The 18,703-nt window shown below is 40.8% G+C and carries 17 protein-coding genes and 1 pseudogene; 16 read left to right on the forward strand and 2 right to left on the reverse strand.

From position 1 onward, the window contains the following. Window positions 1-2 precede the first annotated feature (2 nt). The 12 genes from A0125_RS07540 (at window position 3) to A0125_RS07590 (ending at window position 10,591) form a co-directional block, all read left to right on the forward strand. Window positions 3-791 carry a hypothetical protein gene (locus A0125_RS07540; RefSeq protein ID WP_156472462.1) on the forward strand — a complete coding sequence of 263 codons (789 nt, stop codon included), beginning with the start codon at window positions 3-5 and terminating at the stop codon, window positions 789-791. Between the two features lie 18 nt (window positions 792-809). Then, the gene (locus A0125_RS07545) at window positions 810-1,952 is read left to right on the forward strand and encodes a plasmid transfer protein (protein WP_231863168.1); all 1,143 of its coding nucleotides are present in this window, start codon (window positions 810-812) and stop codon (window positions 1,950-1,952) included. A gap of 22 nt (window positions 1,953-1,974) precedes the next feature. Continuing rightward, window positions 1,975-2,595 carry a conjugative transposon protein TraK gene (gene traK, locus A0125_RS07550; RefSeq protein ID WP_066754152.1) on the forward strand — a complete coding sequence of 207 codons (621 nt, stop codon included), beginning with the start codon at window positions 1,975-1,977 and terminating at the stop codon, window positions 2,593-2,595. Then, the gene (locus tag A0125_RS07555) at window positions 2,573-3,013 is read left to right on the forward strand and encodes a hypothetical protein (protein WP_156472463.1); all 441 of its coding nucleotides are present in this window, start codon (window positions 2,573-2,575) and stop codon (window positions 3,011-3,013) included. Before traK ends, A0125_RS07555 begins: the two co-directional genes overlap by 23 nt. Before the next feature lie 14 nt (window positions 3,014-3,027). Next, entirely contained in the window at window positions 3,028-4,167 is a 1,140-nt protein-coding gene (gene traM / locus A0125_RS07560) for a conjugative transposon protein TraM (RefSeq protein WP_066754156.1), read from the forward strand. 44 nt (window positions 4,168-4,211) lie between these two features. After that, window positions 4,212-5,060 carry a conjugative transposon protein TraN gene (gene traN / locus A0125_RS07565; RefSeq protein WP_066754157.1) on the forward strand — a complete coding sequence of 283 codons (849 nt, stop codon included), beginning with the start codon at window positions 4,212-4,214 and terminating at the stop codon, window positions 5,058-5,060. An 83-nt stretch (window positions 5,061-5,143) separates the two neighbouring features. Beyond that, window positions 5,144-7,180: a type IV secretion system DNA-binding domain-containing protein gene (locus A0125_RS07570; protein ID WP_066754159.1), complete on the forward strand. Its 2,037-nt coding sequence runs from the start codon at window positions 5,144-5,146 to the stop codon at window positions 7,178-7,180. Between the two features lie 53 nt (window positions 7,181-7,233). Then, window positions 7,234-7,758 (forward strand): M23 family metallopeptidase, encoded by a 525-nt coding sequence (locus tag A0125_RS07575; RefSeq protein WP_066754304.1) that lies wholly within the window; start codon window positions 7,234-7,236, stop codon window positions 7,756-7,758. A 1-nt stretch (window position 7,759) separates the two neighbouring features. Further along, window positions 7,760-7,915 carry a hypothetical protein gene (locus A0125_RS15595; protein WP_156472464.1) on the forward strand — a complete coding sequence of 52 codons (156 nt, stop codon included), beginning with the start codon at window positions 7,760-7,762 and terminating at the stop codon, window positions 7,913-7,915. Further along, a complete protein-coding gene (locus A0125_RS07580; RefSeq protein ID WP_066754306.1) occupies window positions 7,908-9,122 on the forward strand; it encodes an ArdC family protein in 1,215 nt (404 codons plus the stop codon). The genes A0125_RS15595 and A0125_RS07580 overlap by 8 nt, the downstream gene beginning before the upstream one ends. 30 nt (window positions 9,123-9,152) lie before the next feature. Then, window positions 9,153-9,968, forward strand: coding sequence for a DUF4099 domain-containing protein (locus A0125_RS07585; RefSeq protein WP_066754161.1), 816 nt, complete (start codon window positions 9,153-9,155; stop codon window positions 9,966-9,968). Next, window positions 9,968-10,591 (forward strand): hypothetical protein, encoded by a 624-nt coding sequence (locus A0125_RS07590; protein WP_066754163.1) that lies wholly within the window; start codon window positions 9,968-9,970, stop codon window positions 10,589-10,591. The genes A0125_RS07585 and A0125_RS07590 overlap by 1 nt, the downstream gene beginning before the upstream one ends. Window positions 10,592-11,123: 532 nt before the next feature. Here A0125_RS07590 and A0125_RS16620 read toward each other — a convergent pair. After that, entirely contained in the window at window positions 11,124-11,417 is a 294-nt protein-coding gene (locus A0125_RS16620) for an IS3 family transposase (RefSeq protein WP_066754165.1), read from the reverse strand. A 46-nt stretch (window positions 11,418-11,463) separates the two neighbouring features. After that, window positions 11,464-11,755: pseudogene (locus A0125_RS16625) on the reverse strand (transposase); the annotation flags it as partial. A 1,896-nt stretch (window positions 11,756-13,651) separates the two neighbouring features. On the opposite strand from A0125_RS16625, the gene A0125_RS15600 reads away from it, so the two are divergent. The 4 genes from A0125_RS15600 (at window position 13,652) to A0125_RS07620 (ending at window position 18,702) form a co-directional block, all read left to right on the forward strand. Next, window positions 13,652-13,822, forward strand: coding sequence for a class I lanthipeptide (locus tag A0125_RS15600; RefSeq protein WP_156472466.1), 171 nt, complete (start codon window positions 13,652-13,654; stop codon window positions 13,820-13,822). A gap of 79 nt (window positions 13,823-13,901) precedes the next feature. After that, window positions 13,902-15,143 (forward strand): lanthionine synthetase LanC family protein, encoded by a 1,242-nt coding sequence (locus A0125_RS07610; RefSeq protein WP_197464818.1) that lies wholly within the window; start codon window positions 13,902-13,904, stop codon window positions 15,141-15,143. A 63-nt stretch (window positions 15,144-15,206) separates the two neighbouring features. After that, window positions 15,207-17,945 (forward strand): TonB-dependent receptor, encoded by a 2,739-nt coding sequence (locus A0125_RS07615; protein WP_082784948.1) that lies wholly within the window; start codon window positions 15,207-15,209, stop codon window positions 17,943-17,945. A gap of 10 nt (window positions 17,946-17,955) precedes the next feature. Beyond that, a complete protein-coding gene (locus A0125_RS07620) occupies window positions 17,956-18,702 on the forward strand; it encodes a GLPGLI family protein (protein ID WP_066754173.1) in 747 nt (248 codons plus the stop codon). Window position 18,703: the final 1 nt, after the last annotated feature.

Below are 18,703 nucleotides of genomic sequence, written 5' to 3' on the forward strand. Positions count from 1 at the left end.
ATATGATAACAAAATATATCACAACGCTACTGTTGTGCCTGTTTTCCATCACGGGAACAATGGCGCAGAACGTGAAGCGACAGACCGACAAACATATCGTACACCAACAGGAACGTATGGTTCACAAGCAATGGGATCGCAAGAAGTTTACACCGACAAGTGGCTTTCTCGGTCTCAACTATCAATATTGGCTCACCTGGGCGTGGCACCCCAATTACCCCAAGACCGACCGCCGACCGTTGAGCGGTACAGGCCCGCAAACCTTGCGCATGGGTATGGTACTGGCCATGCAACAAACGGACGAAGCCTATAAAAAGCATACGGACACCATCCGAAACGTAGCGGTCACGGAAGCCCTCAATTATTCCGGTCTGGTCACGGATGCCGACCCCTTGTGGCTTCTGTATTACCGCAAGGAATTTGGAAGCCTGACGGGCGACACTGACACCGACCCACTTGCCGGACTTTCACCGGACGTCGGGGATTATTTGAGGAGCAAAGGTCTATTGGAATGGTACAGCGAAGAACGTGCAGAACTCAAAGAACGGTTGGAAGCGGCCCGAACGACAACGCTTGACCGTGGCAGCCGTATCATGGCTTATCACCGTTTACTTGGAGAACACAGGAAACTACTGTCCGCATGGGAAGCCAAAAAGAACTATGCCGCCAAATTCCTTTTATTGGCCAAGAACCGTGACCGCCTACGTAGTGACAATCCAGACCATCCGGAGTTTTCGGGCAATCGCTCCGACGTACAGATTGCGGAGGACATCCTAAAAAGAACGCAATAACCAAAATCAGATTACTTTATGGACTTTATCAACATGACGGGGATAATGCCCCGTTTTTTATTGCAGGGAAACCCTGTAAACGTGCCCGATTCATTTAAGGAAACGTTCAACTTTTTGCAGGGGAAAGGTGTCTATGAAGAGGGTGTCATGCACTTTCTCAAAGGCATGAAAAACACGGTATGGACACACTTCGACACTTTCATAACCGATGCGCAGGCCCTCGCTGCCATCTTCATGCTCATATTCTTTGCCATCAAATCATACGAAATGATGGCGGGCGACAAGAAGATGGAAATTATGCCTTTATTGCGGCCCTTCGGGCTGGTAATGGTAATTATCTGGTGGGCTACGTTTACCCGCGTACTTGCATATCCCACGGACATCGTAGCCGCCAAGACGGAAAGCCTTTTTGACAGCGGACAGATCGAGGTAATCAACCTACGATTGCAACGGGCAAAACTCATGGTGGACGTTGCCGATCAGCTCACCACTATACAGGCCGAAACCGAGATCGCCGAAAAAGAAGCGGATACATGGTACGGTCAGGCATGGGATGCCGTCACCTCAACGGTAAAGGAGGGATTTACCGCCGTATGGAATCCGATAGTTGAACTTAAAAACCGGATGCAGGTCGGGTTACAGCTATTGGCGACCAATACACTCGAAACATTGGCTATTTGGGTATTGCGCATCTGCGTTTATATCATATTCATTATCCAGATCATCTATTTGACCATCCTTATCATATTAGGTCCGTTTAGTGTCGCCGTATCAATTCTACCTGCCTTTAGGGACTCCTTTGGTACATGGATAGCCCGGTTTATCAGCGTAAACCTGTATTCGGGAATTGCCTATCTGGTCATGCACATAGCCAGCCTGTTCCAACAGTATGCAATGGAGGCCGAGATCACAAGGTATCAGCAACTCGTTGACAGCACGGGCGACACAATGGAGAAGATGGCTGTATTTGCTGGTAACGGACTTTTGAGTTTCGGCATCGTCATCGTGACGTTCCTGATCGGAGGATTGACCATGCTCACCGTACCGAGCATCAGCACATGGATCGTATCGACAAGCGGTATCACCTCGGCCGCAAGCACAATGGGACGCGGAGCATCCAATGCGACCCGCATGGCAAGGAGGATAATAGCCAAATTTTAGACCCTTTTAAGCATCTGTTTTCATGATAATAAAAAATATCGAAGCCAAGATCAGGCTTGCCACCTTTATTGCGGGAGCAAGTCTGACCGCCGCCCTGCTCATGGTAGTGGCGGTATCTTTTTTTGCCTACAAACAGGTCGGTAATGCACGTAAATCAGTGTATATACTCGATGCCAATAACGTACCCATGTCCGCACGACAGACAGACGTGGAGGTGAACAGACCCGTCGAGTACCGTACACATATCAACCTGTTCCATTCGCTGTTTTTCACCCTTGCACCCGACGATAAATTCATCGAATACCAAATGAAAAAAGCCATGTACCTGATCGATGAATCCGGTGCATTGCAGTACAATAACCTACGGGAAAAAGGTTTTTTCAACTCCGTACTATCGTCCAGCTCCGTACTCACCATCCAGACGGATTCCATCCATCTCGATCTGGTGAACAAATATTTCCGCTACTACGGCAAACAGACCATAGACCGGCGCAGCTCGACAGTTGTACGCACGTTGGTCACGGAGGGCTATTTGCGAGACCTTGAAATGCGCACGGAGAACAATGGCCACGGCGTACTGATAACCCGATGGAAAACACTCGAAAACAAAGACATCAGCTATGTTCAGAAAAATAACTTCTAACCGTCCGCCTGATACGACGGTGTGGACAGCTTTTTACAGGGAATTTGGCAAGTACGCCGATGGAAGCGCCCACCGTACTAAACGGTTCCTTGAAACCCGGCCACGTACGGTATTTGTCGCAATGATACTAAGCATCCTTGGTTCCGTTGGATGCTTTCTTTTTCTCCCAAAGGAAAAATCCAAGAAAGACAGCCCAAATCTTTTCGTACAACAACCCTTAATGGATGGAATGGGCGGTATCGTCACCACCGTTTCGACCTTAAAGGAGTTGTTGGAAATCCGCACCGTACTTGATGGACTGATTGAAAAAGACAGTTTGGACAGCTCCGATAGCCTGCTGATGGAAAATGCCATCGACAGGATGCAGGTACTCGAAAAGCGGTTGTCCGAAGCCAACAAACCCCACAATTCACCCTAATATAATCCAACAATATGAAAATCAATTTCAGACAACCACGCTATGTGCTGCCCCTAATAGTGTTGCCCTTTCTATGCCTATTCTTTTATGTGTACCAGACTGGGTTTGCTAAAGAAGAAGCACCCGGGCAAGAGGGCGATCCCTTGCAGGGGCAGATTGCCGATGTATCGGAGGACGTGAAGAACCGTGCGCTTTCCGACAAACTTGCCGCCTACCGTGAGCAGTACCGCCGTGGAGACGGCTATACGGCAATAGGCCAGTTACAGGAGGAACGGGCTGAACAATTCCGTTTCGATGAAATGTACAACGAAGAGCAAAAACGCAGACTTGATTCCATCGAGCGGGCGCTCAAAGATAGGCGGCCGTTTTCCAGCAATGGAGATTTGGAGAATGACGACGAGGACAGAGCCTTACAACAGGCTCTTTCGTCATTACAGCGAAGACCCGAACCGATAAGGGAAGAACCTGACAATACCGATCCGATGGAACTTTTCCGTATGCAGATGGCCTATGCGGACAGCATGGCAAGGTCAAACGATCCTGAGCAGCAGGCAGCCCGCAGGGAACGTGAACGCATGGAAGAAGCGAAACGGGAACTCGAAAACCAACCCCTCTTATCCGTCTCCAAATACGCTACAAATCAAGGAGCGTTCAACACCATTCGTGCCGAAAGTGACAACACTTTCATACAGGCTATTATCGACGAAAACATGACAGGATATGCCGATTCACGTTTACGTATTCGGCTCATGGATGACCTATTGGTCGGCCCGCACCTGGTCAAGAAAAGCAGCCACGTCTTTGCAAGGATTTCAGGCTTTTCAGGACAGCGTGTACTGCTTACCATCACTTCCATCATGCACGGAAACAACATACTGCCCGTCCGATTGGAAGTGTACGACAATGACGGTTCCCCCGGACTGTACGTGCCCGCTTCGGCATTCAGGGAGTTTAGCCGAGAGCTCGGCGGTAACACCACGCAGGGGATTACCCTGCAACAACAAGCGGAAAACAATAGCCAGTTGGTCATGAGCGCCATTCAGCGGATGTTCAAATCAACCACGACCGCCGTATCAAAGCATATACGGAAGAACAGGGCCAAACTGAAATATAACACGATGGTGTACCTCATCAATCCCCAGGCACTCCGCTAAAGCCAACAGAATTACAAACAGTAAAATCATTTTAAGATTTCACCATGAAAAAGAAACATCATTTTTTAATCCTTTTCCTTTTATGTTTTGTAGGTTATTCCGCCCACAGCCAACAAGCTACGGCGACTCGGTTGGGAACACTTCCCGAATTAAGTCTGCACCGTAGCCATACCGTACATCTCCTTTCACCCGAACCCATCCAATACGTTGACATCGCTTCGCACCATGTATCGGGAGACCTGCCCTTTGAAAACGTATTGCGTATCAAATTAAATAAAGATACCACGCAGACAGAACACCTCGATCATGAACTTGGTACAGTTACCATTGTCAGCGATAACTTCGTGGCCCAATACCGCCTTACGGCCCCATTATGGATGAACGATACGAGTATTCCTGTCATGTTGGAAATCAAACCGGAACACACGCGGCCGTTGGAAATATCGGAAATCGGATTGAGCCGAAGCCAGATGAAAAACCTTGCACTCGGTCTGCTTACGAAACATGTTCACCGTGCGGTACGAAGTACGAGGGATTACGGCGTCGGTATCGCATTGAATGGCATCAGTACGATAGGTGATTATATTTTCCTTGACATGTCGTTTACCAACACATCAAACCTTTCCTACAAGGTAGATGAACTCCGGTTTTTCATTGAGGACAAGAAGATCACCAAAGCAACGAACGTGCAGACCGTGGAAATCAAACCCCTGTGGCAATACCAACCATTGACGGAATTTAAGAAAAGACACCGCAATGTGTTCGTACTGAAAAAGGCCACTTTTCCCGGTCGCAAGGTACTTCGGGTAACGCTCACCGAAAAGCAGATTTCCGGCCGTACGGTCAACCTAAAGATAAAGTACGGAGATATTCTGAAAGCCGATACCTTTTAAATCGGCTTTACCCAACCTTTTAAAATCAATTATTATGGAAGAACGGCGTCGCCATCCTTCCAACCTTACAAAGACAAACATTTATGGAAGAAACCAAAGAGCAACATGGGCTTTACCGCTCCCTGCAATTTGGCATATACCTATCCGTTGTCCTCGAAGTATTTTTGTTTTTCTATGTAGATAGATTCCTCTTAAAAGGAGTAACAAACAGCAGTTTGCTACTCTTTGCGGAAAGGCTTTCGAGGGTGCCGTTTTATGCCGAATTGATAAACAGCAAACTCTTTACGCTCGTACTGATCTGTCTGGTCTCTATCGGAACGTTAAGCCGAAAGAAAAAAGACCTCAATCCCAAGACCCAGATTGTTTACCCTTTGGTATTGGGGATGCTCATTCTTTTTTCGGGCTTGTGGTTACAAGGACGTAGGGCGGCTCCGATATGGGGGCAAGTCAATTGGTATGACCTTGCCTATATCACGAGTGCGTTTGCGGGAGCAGTTTTGGTACACGTTGCAATGGACAACGTGTCCAAGATCATCAGCTCCAATTTGGGAAAGGATCGTTGGAACATTGAAGAAGAATCCTTTATGCAGCCTACCGAACCCGTGGTAACCCCATACTCGATCAATATCCCGACCCTGTTTTATTACAGGCGCAAAGTCCGTAAAGGATACATCTTAATTGAAAACATCTTTAGGGGCCTGCTTCTTTGCGGGGTTCCAGGAAGTGGAAAATCGTTTGGGGTCATAGCACCAATCATCCGCCAAATGTTGGCCAATTCGTTCACCATGTGTATATACGATCTGAAATATCCCGATCTCGGCAAGATCGCCTATTATCATTACCTGCTTGCCAAGCAAAACGGTCGGTGCAAGGATTACCGTTTCCATGTTATCAATCTCAACGACCCTGCAAAGAGCCGACGGGTAAACCCTTTGAAACGGGAGTATCTGGGTACGCTTGCCAATGCTTCGGAAACGGCCGAGGCACTTGTTGAAGCCTTGAAAAAAGGAGACAAGAGCGGTGGTAGCGATCAATTCTTCACGCAGTCTGCCGTCAATTTCCTTGCCGCCTGCATCTTCTTTTTCAGTAGGTACGAAGATGGACGATATTCCACCTTACCTCATGTACTTGCCTTTCTTAATTTGTCGTATGAACAGATTTTTACGATGCTTTTTAGTAACCAAGAGCTGGGTTCCCTTTTATCGCCGTTCATGTCAGCCTACAAGGCAAAAGCGTTTGACCAACTGGAGGGGCAAGTTGGAACGCTTAAAATCTTTGTCAGCCGAATGGCGACTAAGGAAACCTTTTGGGTTTTCGGTGCGGATGATTTCGAGCTCCAGATCAGTAACCCTAAGCACCCGGGTATATTGGTGCTCGCCAACGACCCAAGCACGCAAAGCATTAATTCCACCTGTTTGTCAGTGGTGCTTAATCGGGTTACCAAACTTATCAATACAAGGGGTAACCTACCTACAGGTTTAGTGGTGGATGAGGCCCCTAGCTTGTATATTCACCGTGTGGACATATTGGTGGCACAGGCTCGATCCAATTTATCTGGGGTCGTTTTAGGGCTTCAAGAGTTGCCTATGTTACGCCAACAATATGGTAAGGAAACAGCGGAAACCATTACTTCCATTATGGGAAACGTGTTGTCCGGTGCGATCAGAAGCAAGGAAACCTTGGAGTGGTTGGAACGCCTGTTTGGTAAGGTGAACCAGACGGGTGAAAGTCTAAGCATTGATCGTACAAGAACCTCGCTTTCCTTGAACGAAAAACTTGAACCATTGATTCCTGCCGGAAAGATAGCTTCGTTAAAAGCGGGTGAATTTGTTGGTATCGTAGCCCGTGATACGATGGAAACCTATACGGGCAAATACGAGACCACCGCGGTTAATTGCCGTGTCAATCTGGACATGGAAGCCATCAAAAAAGAAGAAGCAAATTATCGGGAACTACCGACCTATTACGACTTCGGTGATCGAAAAGAAGAAATTCTATTGGACAATTTTTTCCGTATCACCAGGGAGGTTGAAGAAATTGTCGAACAGTTTATTCCCGTTCAGGACAACATACAGTTCCCTACACCAAGTGAAATAACGGAGTACAACAAAAGAAAATAGTTACTCGGCTTTTTAAAGGGAATATGAGCTTTAAAACCAAAATCCAAAACATCATGAAAAAATCCGAACGTTCTGCATATCTGCGGAACAGACTTGCCATCACAATCCTTTTTTTGGGGTGGTTGATGCTTGTTCCCTTTATGCTTTGTGGACAGGCCATCGACTATTGCCCACCGTTGGACAAATTAAAGGTTACATCGCCATTTGGATACCGTATCCACCCGATCATCGGTAAGGCTTCACACCATAATGGTGTTGACATTGCCGCTCGGTCCGATCCCGTTTTCAATGTACTTAACGGCCGGGTTATAGAAACCGGAAAACATAAGTTGCTCGGCAAGTACATACGCATAGCGCATGGCGAAATAGAAGCTATTTATGGACACCTTTCACACATAATCGTTTTACCGCGAGACACGGTTATAGTGGGACAACCTATCGCTATCACTGGAAGCACGGGTCGGGTAACCGGCGAGCACCTGCATTTTTCGGTGAAATTCAAGGATAAATTCCTTAACCCTTTGAAATTCCTTCAGAGGTTAAAAGAACAATCAGATCAATTCTTAAATATCAAATAATATGGACTATCATATAAGATCGCTGCAACAAAAACTAAGTGTTCTGGCCAATGGTGAGGACATTGGACTAACACCATCGGAAGCGGCTATTTACGGCGTTGAATACGCAGATGAATGGCCTAATGAGGAATCCTCGGAGGTGGACGAAGATGAGTAGTAAAAATTCAAAATCCCTGCATGAAATAGTTGCGGAGAATATTATCATGAAACTTGAACAGGGTACGGCACCGTGGCAGAAGCCGTGGGATAGCAATAGCCCCGCTTTTGAATTGCCCTATAACGCAATTACGGGTAACCGTTACAAAGGTATTAACAGCCTCTCGCTATTATCGTCAGATCGCGAAGACCCGCGTTGGATGACGTTCAATCAGGCTTCGACAAACGGTTGGAAAGTACGAAAGGGAGAAAAAGCATCCTTGATCCAATTTGTCAAGACCCACGAACTTGTTGCCAAAAGAGACGAGCAGGGCAAACCGATTTTTGATGAAAAGGGTAAAGCTGTAAAAGCCAAAGTAGATCTGAACCAGACAATTATTACCAGTGCATGGGTGTTCAATGCAGAGCAGATCGACGGCATCAAGGCTTTGGTTAAACCCGACGTTAAGCAATTCCAATGGGACGCTATCCAAAGGGCAGAGAATATTATTCAGGCTTCGGGAGCAGACATAACCCACAAATCAGGAGATCGGGCCTATTACAGTCCGGCACTTGACAGTATCACTATGCCCATGCGCGAACAATTCGACGCATCGGATAAGTATTATTCTACGTTGCTCCATGAACTTGGCCATTGGACGGGGCACAAAGACCGTCTGAACAGAAGGATGGCTGACAGTTTTGGCACTGAGGGTTATGCCCGCGAGGAACTCCGTGCCGAAATCGCTTCGATGCTTATCGGTCAGGAACTCAACATAGGCCATGATCCTGGCCAGCACGTTGCCTACGTTGAAAGTTGGATACAGATATTACGTGATACACCTTTTGAAATACATGCCGCCGCTGCCGATGCAGAAAAAATCCTTAATTACCTTTTGGCATTTGAACAAAAAAGGGAGATCAAAGCGGCCGCTAATGTTCAGGCCGACGCAAGATCACAAAGGACAAAGGAAAGGGACCTGATTATAGGTGATGAAATTGTCTATAACAATACTGTCTACAAAGTGCAAGGCCATCTGAAAGGTGGACGTATGCGTGTGGAAGATGTAATGACTGGAAATGTATTTTCCCTGTCCAAGACAGACCGGCTACATAATTCCCTGCTCCAAGCCAAACTAGACTCCGAAGTTATCAAGGTAGGTGAAGACCCAAAGCGCCCGGCGCGTACTGAAAGGGAGGTTGTAGCCGCCTACGGTATCAGAAGATAAAAATATTGAAACCTCAAAAAATAACTACATATGAAATACCCTATCAACGAATATGAAATGCCCTTAAACGAACTTGAAAAATTAGGGCTTTACAAAGACTGTGGATTAAGCATAAGTCCCGAGAATATCAATGCACTGCTTGCAGGGAGAAGAACCGATATGTTGAGCATGGCCAATCTGAATATCGATGGGTTTGCCATCCGCCGACTGGATGCGAAGTTATCCCTTAACCGAAGTGAGGACGGTACTGTTCAGCTTAATATACATCCGATCTATCGTGAACCACAATGGCACCCGCTATTGAGCGACCACGAAGAAAAAGCGTTGATTAATGGAGAAAAAAACGTAGTGAGTAAGGAACAGGAGATCGGAGGAAACATCAAGAAGAAAGTCATCATTGAATACGACGATCTCACAAAAGAGTTTGTGGCGTATGAACCCGAAGAAGTCCAGACCCCAATTAAGATAAATGGCGAAGATCTTTCCGAAAAGCAACAGGAGACTTTCCGTAACGGCGAAGTCGTGGAACTCAGAGACGGAACGAAAATCCAACATTCGGCAACAGACAATAAGGGTATTCGTTCAGACAGTAAAAGGCTTATCGTATCCGTGCTATTGGACGGCGGTATCTCATACTTGTTGTTCCGTGGCATCAATAACTTAAGAGGTAGGGGCGAACCACAAAGCGAGGGGTACAGCAAGGGGTACAACCGTGCATTGACCGACATGATGATGACGGATAAAAAGCTAAGGGAAGGAAGTAACGAGAAAACCGTTCAGGACCTTTCGCAAAATCCTCGTGATACGCAGGAGAACAGAAGTTACGGGCGTGCTATGGCAAGGTAATGGTATTTATCCAATTAAAAGCCGAAGTAAGGGATTTCTTTGCTTTCTATATTAATATGATCGAAGATAAAATTCTTTTTCCGTATATATTGGAAAATCAAATCATAGATCATGAAAGTTGGAGCGAAAATGGCGTTCGTATTCCGGTAAGTAAAGGTGTTTGGTTGGCGACAAACAGCTTGCCTGTATCCGTCACCGACCTTTTTATCGGTCATTCGGCTGGTGATATAATGTGCTTCTGCCATTATTACCCCAATTGGATCATTCCAAGCCGTATGAGTGCTTTTGCTTCCTTGGGTTTATTGCCAACCAAAGAGCAGTTTACTTGGCTAAAATCCCTTTTCACCAATGCCAGAATACATACGGTATTTGACGGGGGAATAAGCGGCCGTATTGCCGATTGCAAAGTTGCAACGTGGCAATTCGATAAAAGTACAAGCTTTAGTCTTACCAATGACCACGTGGAAGTTCATTATGGCACGAAGAAATATTGTATTCCGGTCAGTATCTTTTCATTGAACCGTTTTGAAAGATTTTCTGGCATACGTGGAGGCATCAGAACCCATAAACCCACAGCACCATTTGAAACGTTTTACGAATCCTTTATAAACTGGGTATCTTGAACCTTTCCAGCCGCACCCTTGACCTTAAATTCGGTCGGGGTGCGTAGTCTTTACAATCGGTATTTTCATGAAAAAGACTTAGTTATAGAAATCTGAAAAAATATTCAGATATGTCTGACGTCGGGCATCTCTTATTATCGTGAATTCATTAATAGAAATGATCTCTTAAAATGCATCAACATGTAAGTTCTTGAAGAAGAAGAAGAAGAAGAGAGGGTTACAAATAGGTTACAGGATATAGATTAGTAGTGTAGAAATAACTTAGAAAAGTGCTTCATTACTACATTCTTATAGTTTTTAATATTTGATGAGCTTAAAAGACTAAACATCGTTTGATCGCTACAGTATAAAAAATCTAAGGGACACAACTATCTCAACATCTCGATTACTGGGTATTAATAAGTGTTCCGAAGTATTAATATTTGGTGATCTATTGTGAATTCAAGTAGATTGTAAATAATAGGGTTGAGGGTAAGACTTCAATTGTATAATAGAAATAGCAGTATTATTTTACTTTGTAAGTGTTTAATTATTAAAAATCCGTTAATTGTCTATGTGCTGGTGTGCACATTTGAAAAGTCTTTTTCTGTTTGGAAAACGCTTTGTTTACTTTTTTAACGATTTTTAGATTTAAGCCTTCTTCCTTATAAATTCGATAAATACGTTTTTGATTATCCCGCCAGCCTTCACGTTTCCACAGAACAACGATCCGCTCTATGCCGTAACGGACACGAGTTTCAGCAATGCTTTTTATGCGAAGGCGTAAAGGGCCGTCATCACGTCTATGGTGTTTATAATACCAAACTGAGGTGCTTAGCAGAGACACCTCGGATGCTCTACGGAGTGAATCCGATAATCAGAAATGAGTCCGGCAACCATTTTCCTACGTTGAGAAGGCTTTAAAACTTTTTTTAATACATCTTGGAGCATCTGTTTGTCCAAGCTAAGATCTGCCACAAGCTTTTTCAGCTGCGCATTTTCTTCTTCCAATTGCCGAAGCTTACGCAGCTCCGATACACCTAGACCGCCGTATTTCTTCTTCCAGTTGTAGAACGTTGCTTCGCTGATACCCATCTTTCTGCACACCTCTTCCACACGGGTACCGGTCTCGGACTGTTTGATCGCAAAGGCGATCTGTGCTTCGGTAAACTTTGATTTTTTCATCGCTTTTCCTCCCTTTTAAAATTAGTAATTCATACCCGAATTCTCTACTTTCAAATGCACCACTTTTTTTAGGGAGAGGTCAAATGAAAAGTTTTATTATCTACACAGCGGGCGCGTTAGGTTGTTAATAATCAATGCTTATGACGAGTTTATAAAAACTTAGGTAGAGCTACTATAGATGTGATAAAGTTTCCCTTATTAAGGAATAAAAAAGTGAATTATAAGGTTTATAAGTTGATTAATTACGATTATATCATTAGCCTTGCAAAGCTTCAATTTGCATAATTAACTAATAACAAATAGTTTTAAGTAAAATACCTATGTCACTATGATTACACATTTCGTATTTTTAAAAATTAAAAATAATTCTCTAATGTGGTAAAATATATATTTCTTTGTATCTTTATAACTCTATACATCACAGAGATAAGGTTTTGTTATCTCAAATTGTTCTTCAATCCTATAATACATATTATTATAGGATTTTTTTATTACATTGTTCTTGCATGCGGTTGCGTCACTTTTTGTTCTTATGTAAGTAGTTCATTTTACGATAAATAATCCTGTTGTTTTAAAATTTACTCAACAACGCCTTCAGATTCATTTTTGGTTATTTTTATTGTTATCGTAATCGGCTTAAGATTATCTGAGTCCTTGTATGTCCTATAATTGTTATATTCTTGAATCCATTCATTGCTAAGTCCTCGTACATCGTGTAAGCTCAATATCATCTGCGTGTGCATCCAGTATCTTTACTTCGGCTACCGTTGAAGCCCCTAAGGTTATATATTTTGAGATGACTTCCCTGATTGAGTATCTTGAATAGCAATTCCTTTATTTTTGCACCAAAAGCCGAAGTGATAACTTGTGAATTGACAGCTATAATCAAATATCATTCGAAAAGGTTGATTCTTTAATCAACTATCCGTTACTGAGTGGGGTTGCTCTTTGGAAAAATCTAGAATTACCTATTTCAATAGCAAAGGTCTTACTCCCACCAGTCGTCTGAAATATTTAAAGTTCTAAACCGTCACTTATAAAACCCATACTCCATTTTTTATTGATGCTGTATTTGCAGTTTTAAGGGATTCGTTCTCGTGTATGGATTTATGTTTGCTACGTCATTATTCGTCATCTTAAATAGCTTGGAAACACTAATAACTTTCCTTTGATTAAAAGGCTTTACATCTCGACTAAGATGGTGTATGCCGCTTAATAAAGCTGTAGTTTGGATGTCTGCAAGGCAGAATTTAAAAAGTCGTAATAACATCGCCATCGTCTTCACTGCTGACGTAATAATGTCGCGAATGACACAGGTTCAGGAAACATTTAAACTTTAATCCGCAAAAAGTTCTTGAGTTGACTGTTTAGGTTCTCGAGCACCCAACACTTTTTGCATTGACCTTCTTTAAACCTTATGATTAAAGCTCAAAACAGCAAACATCTCTTTAAGGCGGGAATTCTATTTCTTCAGTTCTTTTAAAAGCTGCAGGTCCAAGACTTAAATGCCTCCATAGCGGCTTTTCTCGTTGAAAAGGTGTCTTTGCTAATACGTCTTTTCAAAAAATATCTTCTGCTCTACGTTTTTTTTCAATCTCTTTAAGAACACGGACAATCTCAGTTTCTCTATAACGTATTTTCTTCCTTTGCAACTTTAATTTAAACATTGTATTTCAGGTTTAAGCTGCTTTTTGTTCGTGATACCTATACAATAATTGTGTATTATCTGGGAGTATTATTACTACGAAGATGATGTTACATGATCTTCGTAGTAGCTGAAGTAAATTGGAATTCAATAATATTAAAAACAAAATGTAATTTAATTGTTACGATTTTGTTTTGTGATTAGTTATATATTTTCCTAGGTTTGAGATTAATCACTAAATATAAATCATTATGAGTACACAAAAAGTAAAAATCCAAAAACTTGCATTAAACAAGGAAAGTATTACTAAACTTTCAGAGAGTTCAATGCAGAAATTAGTAGGTGGAGCTAACAAAAAGGAAGCGTTTGGTTCGGATATAACATCCTGTATTGTAACTTCTTACTCTATTTTTGCTTGCTAAGATTATTTTAAATGCGTGGCGTCGATAGGACGCCGTGCATTTTATTTAATGAACTAACAATTACTTAAATATAAACACCTTGATAGGACAAAATTGTATTGAAACTACTAATTGTTTGCATAATATTAGTTTGTCTGTCAAAAATGATCTTGAAAATTCCCTGAATGATGACTATTCATTGCTCAATGGTAGTATTGGTAAATTATTATTTCTAGTTAATTATTGGGTCTATGATGGAAAAAAAAATAGGTCAATTGAAGCCACTATAAATACCGTCTCATTAGCATTATTTAAATCGCTTGAGAAAGGAGAAATACGGGGTATCAGTTTTAGCTACGGATTGGCTGGGTATTCTTGGATATTTAAATATCTTCAAGATTATTTTCCGCTGGATTTTAGTGTCGACATGACGCAAATTGACGATATCACTATTGATGCTATGATGTCTGATTTAGACAATGAAGATTTTATGGATTCTCTGCATGGCAAACTAGGCGTTATAAATTCATTATTCAATCCTCATAAGATATTTGACTATAAGCTGCAAATTTGTATTGAGTCCATAGTGAGTAATATTCATACGCTTTTCAATATACCGGCGAATTACCAAGACGAATGTCAGTTTGATCATCAAAAGTTCATGAGGAAAAACAGAAAGTCTTACGATTTTGGGATGGCTCATGGGATCTGTGGCACAATTGTTTTTCTATGCCGAGTCTTGCACTCAGGGTCAATCAAATCTGAAAAGCTATTATTAACAGTAAAATTCCTGACAAAATTTCTTGTAGCAAACAAACTAGAGAACGGAACTTATCCCCATAAGATTATGGACGGTGTTGTAAATGGTGCTGGTCGACAAGCTTGGTGTTATGGTGACCTGTGTGTAGCTTATGCATTATTGCAATCTGGTAAAGTCTGCTCCAATAACTATTTTCTCGCTCAAAGTGAATTAATCTTAAGAAGATGTGTAAGTGCTATGCTTACAAATGTAGGTGTTGAAAATGATCAAAAAGGAAACTTTGATGCAGGGCTTTGCCATGGAAGTGCGGGACTATATATTCTTTACAATTCTTTTGCTAATGATTTTAGTTTTGTCAAGGATATGAGAGATACTTGGTACCGTATTACCGTGAAGCAAGTTGAAAATAATATCAAGTCGGGGTATTTTTATAGGGAAAACGTTAATCTTGAAAAATCATTGAATGGTATAAATATCAATAATGGATTTCTGTATGGGTATGCTGGTATAGGTTTAGCAATCATTTCTGGTTGTGATGAAAAATATAATTCATGGACTCAAGTGCTCAACTTAAACAATTAATTGGCTGATTTTTAGTATTAAAATCTTGAAGTGTAGATAGATGATTAACTTAAAAAACATCTAATGATTATTTTAAAGTATCCCTTAATACAAAATATTCTGTACTCTGTGATTTGCTGGTTTTTTATGCTAGCATCTGCTAGTTCACAAGAAGATAAGCACGATTTCGACGGTTTCGTTTTTTCAGCTCTTTCGAATGGAAATATTGACGGAGTATACGTTACGCTATTACAAGGTAGTGATTCACTTTTGATTACATCAAGTCGAACTAAAGATGGAGGAAGATTTAGATTTAGATCGATATCTTCTGGTAATTATGTTTTGCTTCTAGAAAAAGTCGGATATGCTTCGAAAACAAGTAATGTAACAATTCCGATGTTAGATACGTTTCTTGACACTATATATTCTGTAACTCCATCGCATGCGATAGATACAGTTAGTATTGCAGCAAAGAAATTAGTCTCGGTAAAAGGTGACACTATAGAGTATTTTGGTGACAATTATCAACAGCATGAAGGCAGTAAGGTGGAGGATTTGATCAAACAACTACCTGGTTTGACAGTGGATAATAAGGGTAATATAAAGGCATATAATGAAGATGTTAAAAAGGTATTAGTAGATGGTGAAGAATTTTTTGGTGATGACCCCACCTTAGTAACCAGAAACATCCGATCGAATATGGTTAACAAAATCCAGCTTTATGATAGAAAAAGTAAGGTGTCTGATTTCACCGGTCAGGAGGATGGTTTTCGCGAAAAAACGTTAAATGTAGAACTAAAGGAATCTGCACGTAAAGGATACTTCGGTGAGATTGGCGGAGGAATTGGCACGGACCACTTTTTCAATTCTGATGCAAATATCAATAGATTTAAAGGTAAACAAAAGTCGTCAGCATATGCTAAATACTCTAATATCGGATTAAATAATTTAAACAAGTTGGTAACTAAGATTCTCCCTACAATTGATGATTCACGAACAGATATCGATATTGAAAAGGGCATACCAACGATATTCAATAGCGGTATTCATTTTGACGACAAGTGGAATGAAAATGCAAATGCAATAAATACTGATTATCAATTTAGGAGATATAATGTAAAGGGCTTAGAAAGTAGTGAAATAAGAAACAACATTAATTCTGATCAAGGATTTTTAAATAGTACGAACACGGATTTTAATTACATTAATGCAGATCATCAAATAAAAGCGAAATACGAATTTCAACCCGATTCCAGTTTGTATGGACATATTGATTTAGATTTTGTTTTAAACGATTATTTACATGAAAGAAATAATATCTCATCGAATTTATTGCGCCCTGCTAATTCAGTGTTAAGTGAAGGAGAGTTTTCTAATTATATGACCGGTAATAATTCAAATATTTATTTAGACATATTAATCAATAAAAAACTAAATAATGAAGGACGTTTAATTACTATGGGATTTCTAACATACAATTTTCAAAATAAGTCTACGGAGAACTTTCTATTCAACGCAATTACTTACGATCTTGAAAATAACAGCCAGCAGAGTAATATTAGTAATCAAAGAAGACACGATAATCACTATGAACGACAAAACAAATTATTCTTCTCTTTCACAGAAAAACTCGGTAAATTTTATCTAAATTTTTTGCAGGAATTAAAGTTTGTAGATCAGAGAAAGGATTATCAAACTATTTTTAATATTCCCCAGGATGAAGATTATTTTGGAGCAGCCGTATTAACAAAAGATTATGCTCTTAATTACATTCATCACACCTCAGGACTTGCAGTTAACTCTAATATAGGAAAATCAATTCTTAACGGCGGAGTTAAATTTCTTAACTTAAAGTACGGTAGATTTGATCATACGACGCAAGATTTAAAAAGAGAAAATCTGACATACTTTTTGCCTCAAGCTTTCTACAGATACGACTTTTCGACACTACATAATTTTAAAGTGGATGTGAGGTCTGATGTTTCAATGCCATTATTACTACAAGTAAATCCCTTGATTACGAATAATGATCCTTTCAATGTGCTTAGTGGAAACACAGACATAAAGCCTGCTACAAATTATAACATTGATTTGGATTATCTAAAAGCAGACATGTTTACAGGCAAAGTTTTGCAGGTAATAGGTCGAGGTAATAAAGTAACTGATCCAATTATACCTGTTATAAATATAAGGGATGGTATAACCTACACTTCGTTTGTAAATGAGTTTCAGAATGATAATTACAATTATAGTCTAACACTGGCGACAGGTCGGCAATACCTGCAGCCCAACATTCAAGCAACTATACTTTTAAAATATGAAAAGAACAAGTATCTAAGCTTAGTTAATGATATACAAAATATAACCCGTTCAGCTAGCTGGTCGTTGGGGGGGAATTTCAAAGCAATATCCAAAGATAGGTTTGATATAAATATCGACCTAAATACGGCCTTAAATAATGATGAATACGAAACTTCCGAATCAACTGATGATCGATATTTTATCTGGAACGGTAATTTGGAATCAAAGTACTTTATCACTCCTAGACTAAGACTATATAGCAATTTATCATGGTTGCATTATGGCCAGTCTCTACTTATAGATAGATCATTTAACAGGTTTCTCTGGAATGCTGGCGCCGAATATAAAATAATTAGGAATGGCAATTTAACAGGTGAAATTTCTTGCAATGATATACTAAATCAAAATCTCGGTTTCAGTAGATCAGTTGAAGATAATAGACTTATTCAGCGCTCTTTTACCGCTATTCCGAGGTATATAATGCTTTCATTAAAATGGAAATTCGAAAAATTTAATAATTAAAAATAACGTTATGGATTTTAAAAAGCTCATAGTACTACTAGTTGCAATAGCACTATGTAAAAGTGCAATGTCTCAGGTCGCCAGTTCGAAAGATGGTGTTATAGTTTATGAAAAAAGTATAAATGTTTATAGCTTTTTTAAAAATTTAGGAAAGCCAGAGTCAGAATTGTATAAACCAGGTAACGACAATCAGTTTTACAAATCAAATTATAAGCTCGTTTACGATGATAGCAGATCCCTTTACTATCCTATTGATAGAGCTCCTACTGATGATATTAACATATCTGTTTTAACTATGGTCGGGATGGATAATAAGGTTTATAAAGATTTTAATGAGAACATGATGTTTTCTGAGAAAAAAGGGTTAACAGGTACTGTGAATTACGTAACAAAGATTCCTGATATCAAATGGAAGTTAACGGATGAGGAACGTGAAATAGCTGGCTACACTTGCAGAAGGGCGAATGGATTGATGCTAGATTCAATTTATGTTGTAGCCTTTTATTCTTCTGAATTTGATATTCAGGGAGGCCCTGAGTCTTTCTCTGGATTACCTGGGATGATTTTAGGTGTTGCCCTACCTCATCAAAATGTCACATGGTTTGCTACAGAAATTAGTAATGATGTAGCAAGCGGCGAAATACCGATAGTGCCACCAAAGAAAGGTAAAAAAATTACGCATGATAAGTTTGTAGAAGATGTCTTAAAATCAAAAGACATGTTAGTGCCTTGGGCAATTACCATGTTGCTACTTTAAA

The sequence above is a fragment of the Sphingobacterium populi genome (assembly GCF_001586775.1).
Lineage (GTDB): Bacteria > Bacteroidota > Bacteroidia > Sphingobacteriales > Sphingobacteriaceae > Sphingobacterium > Sphingobacterium populi.